We start from the raw sequence: 12600 nt of genomic DNA on the forward strand, positions 1-12600 counted from the left end.
CGCCCGGCGAGGCCGTGATCCGCGTGGACGAACCGGCGGGCGCCGTGTTCGCGCTCGAGGGCGCACCGATCGGCATCGCGCCGCTGACGGTCCGCGTCGCGCTGCCGGAGGACGGGCGCCGTCTTCACAAGCTCACGGCGACGCGCGCGGGAGTCGTCTCCACGCGCGGCGTTGTGCTCAAGCCCGGCCAGACGCGCAACGTGAAGACGCGGCTAACGAGTCTCGCACGGCCGCTTTTCCCGTTGCCGGCGTCGGATACCGAGCGCCGCGTCGCGGGCCGCACGATCGCTCCGGGCGAGGAATTGCTTCTTCCGGCGGGGCTGTATCGCATGGAGGAGAAAAGTGGCGCCGTGAAGTACGTGCGGGCCGGCGGGAGATTGAAGATCGAAGATTGAGGATTGAGATCGACAAAATGGACATGATGGACGGAATGGACCTTATGGACGATTGACGCGAGCGCCTGCCGGGGCAATTCACTCAGCGATCGGCGCTTGCGGTGACCTTCCAGCCTTTCAGCCTTCCAGCCTCTCGATCGCCTCACGCATGAGCCGCGTCGCTTCGTCCGAGAACGTGCAGAACACGACCTGCTCGTAAACGCCGCGCTCGCGTAGGAATCGGGCGACCGTCTTCGCGGCGATGCCGGCGGCTTCCTCGATGGGGTATCCGTACACGCCCGTGCTGATGCCCGGGAACGCGATGGATTTCGCGCCATGCTCCGCCCCGACCTCGAGGGATCGGCGATAGCAGTTCGCAAGCAGCGCCGCGCGATCGGGCCCGCCGCGCCCGTACACCGGGCCGACGGTGTGGATCACCCATTTCGCCGGCATGTCGAACGCGGGCGTGATCTTCGCGTCACCCGTTTCGCAGCCGCCGAGCTCCTTGCACGCCTCGCGGAGCCTCGGCCCGGCCGCGCGGTGGATCGCGCCGTCCACGCCGCCGCCGCCAAGCAGCGTGTGATTCGCCGCGTTCACCACGGCGTCGATTTCCAGCCGGGTGATATCGCCCTGCCGGACCAAGATGCGCGATTTCCAGTCGGTCGTCATCTCATGAACCCCGGTTGACCTTGTAGCGCCGAGCATAGCGCGCCGCGCCCGCGAGAAAAAGCGCGGGGGGTTGGGGAGTTGGGGAGTTGGGAAGTTGGGAAGATGGGAAGATGGGAAACCCCGAACTCCCAAACTTCCGAACTCCCGAGCTCCCCCACCACACGGTTGCGCGGCCGTGACGGAGTGCGTTAGCGTCTTTGCCACATCGCGTCTCCTGAAATTTTCCCGAGGTCAATTCTCCATGTCGAAACGCCTTCGTTTTCCCCGCCAGGTTTTCGCGCGCGCGCTTGTGCTTGCGCTCGTATTTGCCGTTGCGGCCTCGCTTGCCGCGTGCGCGGCCAAATCCGCCGCGCCGTCCGCGCCCGCCGTGGACATGCCGGCGCCGTCGATCGATCTCATCCCGCGCGAAACCATCTTCGGCAATCCTGACCGCGCGGCCGTGCGTCTTTCGCCCGACGGCCGGTGGATCAGCTGGCTTGCGCCCGATGAGGGCGTGCTGAACATCTTCGTCGCGCCGGCCGGCGATCTCGCGGCCGCCGTGCCCGTCACGTTCGACCGCGGGCGCGGCATCCGCGGCTATTTCTGGGCGTACGCCCCCGACCGCATCGTCTACGTGCAGGACGAAAAGGGCGACGAGAACTGGCGCGTGTACAGCGTCAACACAAATAGCCGCGAGACGCTCACGCTCACGCCCACCGAAAAGGTGCGCGCGAACATCGAGGCGGTCAGCGAGAATTTCCCGAACGAGATTCTCGTCGGGTTGAACGACCGCGACGAGCGGTACCACGACGTCTGGCGCGTCAACATCGAAACGGGCGCCAAGACGCTCGTGAAGCAAAACGAGGACTACGCGGGTTTCATGATCGACGACAACTACACCATCCGCTTCGCGGTGCGCCAGACGCCGGACGGCGGGATGGAGTACCTCATCGCCGACGGCGACGATTTCTCGCCGTATCTCACGATCGGCCCGGAAGACGTGATGACGACAAACCCGCTTGGTTTCGACAAGTCCGGCGAGAACGTGTTCCTCCTGGACAGCCGCGGCCGAAACACCGCCGCGCTTTACACGATGAACCTCGCGACGAAGGAAAAGACGCTGCTTGTCGAGGATGGGCGCGCGGACGTGGGCGGCATCATCACGCACCCCACAGGGAAATACGTGCAGGCCGCCTCGGTGAACTACTTGCGCAATGAATGGACGGTGCTCGATCCGGACTTCGAGCCGGACCTTGCGGCGTTGCGCGCGGTTTCGGACGGCGAGCTGATCGTCGCGAGCCGCACGATGGACGACGCCACGTGGATCGCCGCGTTTGTCCGGGACGACGGCCCGCTGAGCTACTACATCTACGACCGCGCGTCCAAAAGCGCCGACTTCCTGTTCGTGCATCGCGACGCGCTCAAGGATCTGCCGCTTGCCAGAATGCACCCCGTCGTCATCCCGGCGCGCGACGGGCTAAACCTCGTCTCCTATCTCTCGTTGCCGCCGGCACACGACAAGGGCGGCCGGCCCGACAAGCCGCTGCCGCTCGTGCTGAACGTGCATGGCGGGCCGTGGGCGCGCGACGCCTGGGGGTACGATCCCGAGGCGCAGTGGCTCACCAATCGCGGTTACGCGACGCTCGCGGTCAACTATCGCGGCTCGACCGGGTTCGGGAAGGATTTCATCAACGCCGCCAACATGGAGTGGGCTGGCAAGATGCACGACGATCTCATCGACGCGGTGCGCTGGGCGATCGCCCAGGGCATCGCCGATCCGAATCGCATCGCGATCTTCGGCTGGAGCTACGGCGGATACGCCACGCTCGTCGGCGTCACGTTCACGCCCGACCAGTTCGCGTGCGGCGTCGCGGGCGTCGGCCCGTCGAATCTGATGACGCTGCTGAACTCCATTCCGCCGTACTGGGAGCCGATGATCGAGCTGTTCACGTCGCGCGTCGGCGACCACCGAACCGACGAGGGCCGCGCGTTTCTTGCGTCGCGCTCGCCGCTCACGTTTGTCGATCGCATCAAGAAGCCGCTTTTGATCGGCCAGGGCGCGAACGACCCGCGCGTCAAGCAAGCCGAGGCCGACCAGATCGTCGACGCCATGCAGGAAAAGAACATCCCGGTGACGTACCTGCTTTATCCGGATGAAGGCCACGGCTTCGCCCGCCCGCAAAACCGCATGTCGTTCTACGCGGTCGCCGAGGCGTTCCTGTCCCGCTGCGCCGGCGGCGAATTCCAGCCGATCGGCGGCGACTTCGAGGGCAGCTCCATCGAGGTCAAGACGGGCGCGGATTACGTACCGGGGCTGGCGGAGAGCGCGCCCAACTGACTTGAATCATTAGATAAATCGCTTCCGGCGAAGTTTCGCCGGAGACGTTTGACGCGCCGGAAGTATCAGTTATAATGATACTCAATGGAGCCGAGAAGCTTGAGGCGCGCGGCCTGCGCCTCGAGGCGCTGGTCATCGGCGCGTCCGCGCTGGTGTTGCTTGGCATCGTGACGCGGCCGACGCGGGACGCGGACATCCTGCGTCCCGCCATACCGGAGGAGGTGCGAGGCGCCGCCGTCGAATATGCCCGCGAGCGGCGCGCTGCCGGGGAACCGATCGACGACGACTGGCTGAACAACGGCCCGGAATCGTTGACGCGAACGCTGCCGGAAGGCTGGCAGGACCGCCTGGAGCTTGCCTTCAAAGGCCGGGCGATTGTGCTTCACACTTTGGGGCGCATGGAGCTTTTGATGAGCAAGTTGTTCGCGCATTGCGATCGCGGCGACGAGGACTTGGTGGACTGCATCGCGTTTGCGCCGACGCCGGAAGAGTTGGACGCGGCGTTGCCGTGGCTCGATGAGCAGGACGGAAATCCGATGTGGCCGGCGCACGTTCGGCGGACGATCAATGAACTGAAAAAGGAATTGGGTCATGGCATTTCAGAGACTGACCGTTCCTAACATTCGCAGCGGCGACGAACTGACGCACGCGATGGTCGGCATCGGCATGTTGTTCGCGGCCAAGGAAACGCGGAATCCGAACGTCGAGGACACGATTCTGTCCGCCTCGATCGAGGGGATGCTGCGCAAGGACTTTCGTGTTCTCGCGATCCTCACGACGTGGCTTGGCGTCCATCATCCGGCCGTCAACGTCGATCGCCTCTATCGCGCCTTGCGAACGCAGCCGCATCCGCGCCTCTACGCCTATTGGTCGGCGATCGCGAAATGGCTTTCGGCCGATCGGCGATTTGCGCGCATCGAAAACTTATACGACGGCCCGCGCATCGAGCCGCACGCGACCGGCTCCGATTTTCTGATCCGGCGACGCGGCGAGGATCCGCGCTTTTTGGATTCACCGATTCTGGTGGCCGCCGGATCGCTGCGCGACAGGCGGCGCGATGTCGCCGACCCCGCCTGGCTCGTCAGGCGGCACCGCGCGTATCGATGCCGCGTCCTCATGGGGCCTTCGTACCGCGCGGACATGTGGGCCGAGCTTGAAGGCGACCCGACGCTATCCGCCGCCGAACTCGCGCGGCGCACCTACGGCTCGTTCGCCACGGCGTGGAACGTCAAGAAGGACTGGGCGCTTTTGCACGCGGCGTAACGCCGTCAGGTTGCCGGAATACTTCGTAACTTTTGGGCCGTTTGCCGCCGAACGCAACAAATGACAATCCGCGACATGCGGCGCTGACGCCCCGCGCCCCCCGGATTTTTCCGGGTCATCGACGTATACGTTCCTCGGCCGATCTCAGATCGCGCCTTTCAGGCTCTCCCGCATTGCCGGAATGCGATCCACAAGCCGCCGCGGTTCGCGGGGCTCGCAGGTATCGAGGACGTACGCCGCGAGCATCGGGAAGATCACGGAGTATTCGCCCCACACCTGAATGAGGCGGTCGTGGTCGTCGCGCTCGTATTTGCCCCAGGTGACCGCCTCGCCAAACGTGCAGGAGGACAGGCTGCCCTCGCGCTCGTTGGCGGTGCCGATCTGCAGGCCGCGCTCGGCGCCGGCGTAGTCGCGGCGCAGGATCTGGCTGATCGTCGGTCCCGTCTGCTGGATGAAGTTCTTCGGCCCGCCGCCGCCAAGCTCCACGAACGCCGTCGATTTCGTCACGTAGGCGATCGCCGCGGAATCCAGGACGTCGAGCTGCGGCGAAAAGTGCACGTCCACCCCGCGCATCATCATGGCCGCCGCGTTCATCGCGGGTGAATGATTCGAGTGACTGTCCCAGAACATCGGGATGCCGCGCTCGGCCGCCGCGACAACAATGCTGCGATCCGGGTGCGGCGCGTTTTTCGCCGCCCACAGCCCGAGCAGGTGGTTGAACTCCCAGCTTGGCACCGGATGATCGACCAGCGCGTCGCGCTCCTCGGTCATGAACTGGCAGACGATGTCGTCCTGCTTCTGGAGCGTTTCCACCTCGCGGATGCCGATGTCGTAGATGCGCGTGTCGCCGCGCTCGCGCAAGGCGTTGTCGTCCTGGTGCGGATGAATCGCCTTGACCGGCAGGCCAAACGCGAAATGCAGATCGTGATAAAGCTGCGCGCCGGTCGAGCAGATCACGTCGACGAATCCCGCCTCGACAAGCGGCAGGATGCTGCCGCCCATGCCGCCCGCCACGCCCGCTCCCGCGATGCCGAGCCAGAGCACGTCGCCTTCGGCCACCATGCGCGAAAAAAGCCGCGCCGCCCGCGCGGTCATGCGGGCCTCGAAACACGTTCGCCCGATGTGGTCCACGAGCGCCCGCGCGGACATGCCCCGCGTCAGCCGTTCGGGCACGATGTCCGGTGCGTGTTTGAAAAGCGACGTCCCCGCGCCGAAGTACGGTTCGTGGGCGCCGCCGCCGTTTTCGTGGTCGTTATCGCTCATGCCGTCGCCGTCCGTTCGTGGCCGCGCGCGCAAAACGCGCGTCTTCGATTGGGGGGATCGAGACGCGGAACCGGCGCGCGGGGCGCCGTCGTCGGATCGTCAGTCCGTCAGAAGGACGGCGAGCGCGACCACCGTCGTCCAGAGGCCGTCCTTGTGACCTTCCGCGGACTGCACGTAGCTTCGCGTTTCGATCGCGTTTTCGCGGTCCAACTTGTAAAGCTGCTTGCGTTCGTCCCACGCCGTCTCGATGTCGATATCAAGGCCGAGTGTCGTGGCGAGCATCGTCGCGGCCATGTCCTCGCACAAATCCGCCGCCTTCGCGCCCTTCATGCCGAACGCGTGGTGTTCGGACAGGTAGCCGTAGCCCTCATGTTTGCCCTTGGGGATGGCAAGTCCGATACCCGCGGAAACCAGGCGGTTGGGCTCGTCGGTGGCCTCGCGCGCCATCACGACAAACGTGATCTCGCCGGGGTGCAACTCCTGCTGGCCCTTTTTGTGCGCGATGATTCGGCAATTGGGCGGAAAGATGCTCGAAACGGTCACGAGGTTGCAATGCGCAACGCCCGCCTGACGCAAGGCCAATTCGAAGCTTTGCAGCTTGTTCTTGTGGTACCCGACGCCTTTGGTGAAGAACATTCGCTTTGGAACAATGGCGTTCACGTCGTTGCCCCCCTGAAATAAGGATGGCCAAGGCCGGGACCATCGCCGATGGAAAAGCGCGCGGCCGCTTGCGGGTTTGCTGGGCCGCCGTTACGCGGTTGCTCATAACGGCAATCGCACGCGTCGTCAACAGCCGGCGTCGAATGCGAATTTTGCGTGCGCACCTTCGCGTCGATTTCGCGGACGGCGTCGTCCCATCTTGCCGACGTTGCCCATCGGGTCCAAAGTCCCGAGCCATGCCGACCGATCCTCGCGTTCTATACGCCATCGGCTCCCGGCTTGGCGGGCCGGGCATCGGCACGACCGCCGCGCACGCGATCGCCGGGATCGAGCGCGAGGGTTTGCTTCAGGGCGTGATCTGCCTGGGGCACGAGCCGAACGCGCCCGGCGCGGGTGTGGCGGACGACGTGCGTTTTCTGCCCGATCGCGCGCGCCGCGTCGTTCCCGATCGATGGTACTGGCTGGCGAAGAACCTCGTGTTCGACCGCGCGGTCGGCCGCCGCCTTCCGCGTTTTTTTCACGGTGCGACCGCGCGCGGCGCGTCACCCGACGCGCCGCCGCATGTCCACGCCTGGAACACGCAGGCGTCGAACGCCATCCGGCGCGCCAAGGCGCACGGAGCGCGGGTCGTGGTCGATCGCGCGAGCACGCACATCCTGACGCAGGTGGCGATCCTTCGCGAAGCGTACGCGCGGCACGGGCTCGTTGACGATTCGACGCCCGCCGCCGCGATCCGCCGCGCGTTGTCGGACTACGAGGTCGCGGATGTCGTCGCCGTTCCGTCCGAGCCGGTGCGGGAGAGCTTCCTTGCGCACGGCTATCCGCGCGAGCGGCTCTACCTCAATCGCTTCGGCCATCGCGTGGCGGAGCGGATTCCGGAGCGGGCGCCGCGCCGGCCGGGCGATCCGCTGCGCGTGCTTTTCGTCGGGCAGGTCGGCGTGCGCAAGGGCGCGCTCGAATTGCTGCAAGCCTGGGACGCGGCTCGGATCCCCGGAGCGCGCCTGTCGCTCGCCGGCGGCGCGGAGCCGGCAGCCGCGCGGCACATTTCACGTTACGCGGGGCGCGACGACATCGCGTTCCTCGGATTCCGGAACGACGTGCCGCGCCTGATGGCCGAGCACGACGTGTTCTGCTTTCCGACGTGGGAAGAGGGCAGCGCGCTTGTGACCTTCGAGGCGATGGCGCACGGCATGGCGATGGTGACGACGCGCGCGGCGGGATCGGTCGCGATCGACGAAAGTTCCGCGCTGTTTGTCGAGCCGGGCGACGTGCGCAATATCGCGGATGCGCTTTGCCGCCTTGCCGACGAACCGGGGACGCTCGCGGCGCTGTCGGGGGCCGCGCGCGCGGACGTGGCGGCGTATCGCTGGGAAGCCTACGGCGAACGCACGGCGGCGTTGCACCGTGCGCTCGCGGAAGGCCGATTGGCGTCGCTGGTCAGTTCATGAGCGCGAAGCTTGTGACGACGTGCGGGTCTTGCAGGTTCGCGGGGACGACGTAGACCCACGTGCCCGCTGTCTTTTCGAGCACGAATCCCGGTTGCTCGATATTGCCGCGGAAGGTCGCGAACAATAACGGCGTGCCCTGCGAATCGAACTGCAGATTCACCGAGGCCGACGGATCGACGGCGGGCAGGTCCGCGGGCAGGGCTTCGAAGGCCAGGCCGGAATCGCCTTCGACGATCAGGTGGACATTGCCGCTCGGTGCCACGACGACCGTCCAGAGCTTCCCGCCGGTGCCGGGGCGGATATCGCGAATTTCCCGGATCGGCTGGCCTTCGACAAGCGGCAGATCGACGATCGACCACGTGCCGTTGCCGTCCCGGCGCACGAGAAACGCGATTTCCTGATCGTCGACCATGTGCCGCCCGTACAGGTGCATGACGTCGCCCCAATACCCGCGCTGATTCACCGAACCGACGATATTCTCCACGAGCGGAACGTTCTCCTCCACGATCGTGTCGTTCTTCGTGTAATGGATCGCGAACAGCGCGTCGGCCGCGTCGTGGTCCGCGCCGTACATCCACAACTCCTCGGTCATGATCTCGATACGGGGGTTCGAGGCGTTGATCGCCGGCAGCGTGAATGGCGTCCAGACGCCGTCAACCTCGTGCGTCAGGAAGATACGCCGCTCGCCGATCGATTCGACGTATTTGGAGCCGAACACCCAGGTTTCGTCGTTCTTGAAGAAGGTGCGCATCTGCTCGGTGACGCCATCGGCCTGCGACGGCAGATTCTCGACAATCCAGCTTCCATCGTAACGCAACAGCCGGTTGCCGCCGTCGACCGGAGCCGTGACGGACAGGTATTGTTCTTCCTCGTTGGCGTTGTAAGCCCAACCGGAAACCGATGCGATATCCATGTCAGGCAGATCGACGATGCTCCAATCGCGCTCGTCGCGGTGGACCGTGAAAAACCGGTCGTTGATCGCGTCGTAGCCGGAAAGCCACTGGACGCCGTGGCTGTTGTGGATCGGACCGGAGACGCTGACGTTGACGCTCGGCTCGGGGAGGGTCTCAAGCCGCCAGAAGTCCTCCTTGGCCCGCATCAGGTATTTGTGCGGCAGGTCGGGCCCGTCGTTGGCGATGCGCCAGACGTCGCCCTTGGCATCGAACGTGATGCCGGAGTTGCCGAAATCGCCGTGCGAATCGGCCGGCACGACCGCGCGCCACTGCCCGTCCCGGAAATGCAGGTAATGATAATCGCCGACTGCGTCGCGCACCTCGAGCCAATCCGTGCCGTCGGCCCAGTTTTGCATCACGTTCGAGACATGGAAGACGAAGTCCGGCAGCTCTTCGAATTGCCACACGCCGCCGATGTTCCGGACGAAACCGTCGCGGTCGCTGATGAGCTGCTCGTTTTCGGTCACGTCGTAGTAGGTCGCGATCGCGGAGTTCGTGAACGGGAAGAATCGGGAGATACCCCATTGATTCGAGCCGGGTTCGAACGGAGCGTGGATGGAATCGATCGTTTCCTCGACCCAGGCGCCGTCGTATTCGGCGAAAACGCGCGCCTCGGCGTCGTTGGTGACGACCGCGAGGCGGCTTTGCGGGAAGCCCGCGTCGATGGGATAGACGAATTCCCGCACGTTTTGGGGCGTCGTCTGCCGTCCGGCGCCGTCGAATTGCACGCCCTCGCGGAAATGGCCCGCCGGATCTTCGGGATACGCATCGCCCGCGCCGCCCGGGACGTCCTCATCCGCTTCACTCTCCGGGGCGGCGCCGTTGAGTCCGGGCGCGCCGCCAGCCCCGCCGCGTGCGGGGCCGTCGCCGCTGCCGACGCAGCCGGCGAAAATGAGGATCGTGGAAAGGAGAAGGGCCAGAATCGAAAAGTTGCGGGATGGCATTTCCGTGCTCCAAAAAACTTGTGAAACGCCCCGGCAAAAGCGCGTAAGCACACGATTACCGAGGATTATTTTCATCGGCGAACGTATTTTGGAGAAAGTTGTAGATTATTTTTCCAATACCAAAGTAGCACGGAGCCATGCCCATACGCAATATGTCGCCGTTTTATGCGTTTTTTCGGAATGCGAATCGGAGCCGCGCGGCGGCGCTTTCGGTCGCCGCTTTGGGTCAACCGCCGCCTGAAAAAAAGACGGCCCGGGGAGACGATTCGCCCCGGGCCGTCGTGTCGCGCTACTGATTTGACCGCTTCGGGCGATCCTACGGCAATCCGCGCACCGCCAGCGCGCGGTAGCCGGCGGACTGGCCGCGGCCGTCGTCCCCGGTCACGCCGGTCGTGAAGTCCATAAAGTACGCCTGGGGCGGCAAGACGCCGAAGGTCTCCGAGGACCAGACCTTGGTGCACGACAGATCCAGCGGCGCCTTGCTGTGCGCGGTTCCGCAAGGCGTGGAATCGTTGCGTCCCGCGTCGTAGATCAGCGCCAGTTCGGCGCGGGTCGGCAGGCGCCAGTCGTTGTGAGAGCCCAGCGTCAGGTTGTTCGCGTAGGGCACCGCGTCGTAGTGGCTGATGTTGGCGGTGTTGTCGAGCTTGGCCCACATCAGGCCCTGCGTCGCGCAGGTGACCGTTCCGTTTCCGTTATCGACGCACTCCGGCGGCATGGTCGTCGTGGTGGTCGACGACGTGGTCGTCGTCGTTGCGCCTGTGGTCGTGGTGCCGCCGGTCGAGGTCGTCGTCGCGGAGGTCGACGTCGTCGAGCCGGTTCCGGTGGTGGTCGTCGAGCCCGTATTCGTGGTCGTCGTGGACCCCGTGCCGGTCGTTGTCGTGGTGGTCGTCGTCGTGCATTCGAACGACGTCATCTTGGGATACCACGTGTTGTCGTTTGTGGACCCGTCGTCCTCGTAACGGTAGATTTCCGACCACGCGAGGCCGCCGTCGCAGGTGTAGGCGACGTACATCGTCGCCATTTCGACCATCGATGCGCGGCCCGCCGTCCAGAACGAAAGGTCGTACGCGCCCGCGCCGGCCTTGGCCTCGTTGAGCACGGGCGTGATGAGCCATTCGTCCTGATCGATGTCGCCGGGCACGAACGCGCTTTGAGCGCCATCGTGGGAAATTTCGTCGTTGATCATCCAGGTCGAGTTTTCGTTCGTCATATCGACGATCCAGCCGGCCGGCGGAAACTCGCCCTCGAAACCTTCCTCGAGGACCGCGTCGCCGCCGCCCGCGGGCGCGATTGCAACATCGTCGAGGTAGTGATTGCCGCCGTCCGAACCGGAGTAAACGAACGCGATCGCGATGGCGTCTTCGTCATAGGGGACCGGGTCGGCGTCGTCGTCCGCGTCGTCGTCGCCGGTGTCGTCGTCGAGATCGTCATCGTCCGCGTCGTCGTCATCGGCGTCGTCGTCATCGTCGCTATCGTCATCGGCGTCGTCGTCCGCCGATGGCTCGTACTCCTTGTCGCTGTCGTCAAAGCTCGGGCAGCCGATCGCGAACAAGCCGATCGCCGCGGTGGCGGCGGCAAGCGCAAGGAAAAGGGGCAGCCGATTTCTGATTGTTTTATCCATGTTCAACATCCCTTTCGCGCGGCGAAGCGGATCGCGCGGCATCAGAATCGCCCCGACATCAGGAATCCCGCGCGGCCGCCGGGGCCGACGGGGGAGAGCACAAGACGCGGCGCCTCGGCGGCCGAGGAGCCGCCGCCGTCATCCGCGGATAGCACGAAATAGATACCGAGTCCGGTCAAGACGACGCCGGCGCCAAGGGCGATCTGCGAGACGAGTAGCTGCGTTTCGCCCTGGGATTGCAGGTCGTCGGCGCGATCCCGGTCTTCATCCTCGGCGTCCCACTCGCTGTGCGTGTCCCAGGCCATCAAATAGAAAACACCGGATGTCACGAGCGACGCGCTTCCCACGCCGACGCACGTCCACCCCACCGGCGTCCGCCAGTCGGTCGGTTTCGCCGCGGGCGGCGGGGGGGCGGGTTTTTTGGCCTCGCGCAGGCGTGCCTTGGCTATCTCCAGAGCCTCGGTCAGCTTCGGCGACGCGGCCGCCGGCGCGAAGTCGGGATCGGCGAGGAACTGCTTTTCGTCCACGAGCAGGCCCTGATAGAACTGCTCGGCCGCCTCGTCGATGTCGTTGAAGGACAGAAACGTCAGGCCCGCGTACTTGTGGAGCTGAAGTTTCTGCGAGGGGGCGAGGCTCACCTTGTGGAACAGGGCGTACTTGAACGACTGCATCGCCTCGGCGATGCGGCCTTCGCGAAAGTGCGTTACGCCGACATCGAGCGCTCGCGCGGCGGTCATGCCCTGGGCCGAGGCTCCGGTCGCCGCGAAAAGTGTCGATACAAAAAGCGCGAGAATAAAAAACCGAAACACGGGCCGAATCACGGCACCCTCCCTTGAATCACCAGGATGTTATCGAAGCGATCTTGCCGGGTTCAAACACAATGTAGTGCTTTTCGCGACGATTCGTTTCGGGGTTCACAAGTTCAACCGTGTGCGGACCCGGCGGAATATTCGGAAAGACCAGCGGCGTCTGCCCGAGCGATCGCCCGTCCAGGCGCACCTCGGCCCAGGGATCGAGGTGCCCCACCGAGAGCGTGGCCGGCGCCGCGGGCGTCGGAGCGGGCGTCGGCGCCGGGGTCGGCGTCGGGG

The 12600-nt window shown here is 65.2% G+C and carries 12 protein-coding genes; 5 read left to right on the forward strand and 7 right to left on the reverse strand.

The genetic code is table 11. The features are described 5' to 3' along the window. A partial coding sequence (locus K8I61_06420) for a hypothetical protein (protein MBZ0271651.1) occupies positions 1 to 395 on the forward strand: 395 nt, incomplete at its 5' end. A gap of 117 nt (positions 396 to 512) precedes the next feature. Here the strand turns inward: K8I61_06420 and K8I61_06425 are convergent. Further along, positions 513 to 1043: an O-acetyl-ADP-ribose deacetylase gene (locus tag K8I61_06425; protein MBZ0271652.1), complete on the reverse strand. Its 531-nt coding sequence runs from the start codon at positions 1041 to 1043 to the stop codon at positions 513 to 515. Positions 1044 to 1284: 241 nt separating this feature from the next. Between K8I61_06425 and K8I61_06430 the strand changes: the two genes are divergently transcribed. From K8I61_06430 to K8I61_06440, 3 genes are all read left to right on the forward strand, one after another. Continuing rightward, positions 1285 to 3360: a S9 family peptidase gene (locus tag K8I61_06430; protein ID MBZ0271653.1), complete on the forward strand. Its 2076-nt coding sequence runs from the start codon at positions 1285 to 1287 to the stop codon at positions 3358 to 3360. A 74-nt stretch (positions 3361 to 3434) separates the two neighbouring features. Continuing rightward, positions 3435 to 3980, forward strand: coding sequence for a hypothetical protein (locus K8I61_06435; GenBank protein ID MBZ0271654.1), 546 nt, complete (start codon positions 3435 to 3437; stop codon positions 3978 to 3980). Beyond that, entirely contained in the window at positions 3952 to 4623 is a 672-nt protein-coding gene (locus K8I61_06440) for a hypothetical protein (protein MBZ0271655.1), read from the forward strand. The genes K8I61_06435 and K8I61_06440 overlap by 29 nt, the downstream gene beginning before the upstream one ends. Before the next feature lie 144 nt (positions 4624 to 4767). On the opposite strand, the gene K8I61_06445 is transcribed toward K8I61_06440, so the two are convergent. Both K8I61_06445 and K8I61_06450 read right to left on the reverse strand, forming a co-directional pair. Beyond that, entirely contained in the window at positions 4768 to 5886 is a 1119-nt protein-coding gene (locus tag K8I61_06445; GenBank protein ID MBZ0271656.1) for a deoxyhypusine synthase family protein, read from the reverse strand. A gap of 99 nt (positions 5887 to 5985) precedes the next feature. Beyond that, positions 5986 to 6522, reverse strand: a complete 537-nt coding sequence (locus K8I61_06450; protein ID MBZ0271657.1) for a pyruvoyl-dependent arginine decarboxylase — start codon at positions 6520 to 6522, stop codon at positions 5986 to 5988. Positions 6523 to 6782: 260 nt separating this feature from the next. Between K8I61_06450 and K8I61_06455 the strand changes: the two genes are divergently transcribed. Next, entirely contained in the window at positions 6783 to 7994 is a 1212-nt protein-coding gene (locus K8I61_06455; protein MBZ0271658.1) for a glycosyltransferase family 4 protein, read from the forward strand. Here K8I61_06455 and K8I61_06460 read toward each other — a convergent pair. From K8I61_06460 to K8I61_06475, 4 genes are all read right to left on the reverse strand, one after another. Then, a complete protein-coding gene (locus K8I61_06460) occupies positions 7984 to 9891 on the reverse strand; it encodes a hypothetical protein (protein ID MBZ0271659.1) in 1908 nt (635 codons plus the stop codon). The two genes, K8I61_06455 and K8I61_06460, sit on opposite strands and share 11 nt — an antisense overlap. Positions 9892 to 10207: 316 nt before the next feature. Continuing rightward, entirely contained in the window at positions 10208 to 11512 is a 1305-nt protein-coding gene (locus K8I61_06465; GenBank protein MBZ0271660.1) for a DUF1566 domain-containing protein, read from the reverse strand. A gap of 41 nt (positions 11513 to 11553) precedes the next feature. Further along, on the reverse strand, positions 11554 to 12249 hold the full coding sequence (locus K8I61_06470; protein MBZ0271661.1) for a hypothetical protein: 696 nt from the start codon (positions 12247 to 12249) through the stop codon (positions 11554 to 11556). A gap of 100 nt (positions 12250 to 12349) precedes the next feature. Then, positions 12350 to 12600: PEGA domain-containing protein (locus K8I61_06475; GenBank protein MBZ0271662.1), on the reverse strand; the 251-nt coding region annotated here is incomplete at its 5' end.

This window comes from bacterium (assembly GCA_019912885.1).
Taxonomy (GTDB): domain Bacteria; phylum Lernaellota; class Lernaellaia; order JACKCT01; family JACKCT01; genus JAIOHV01.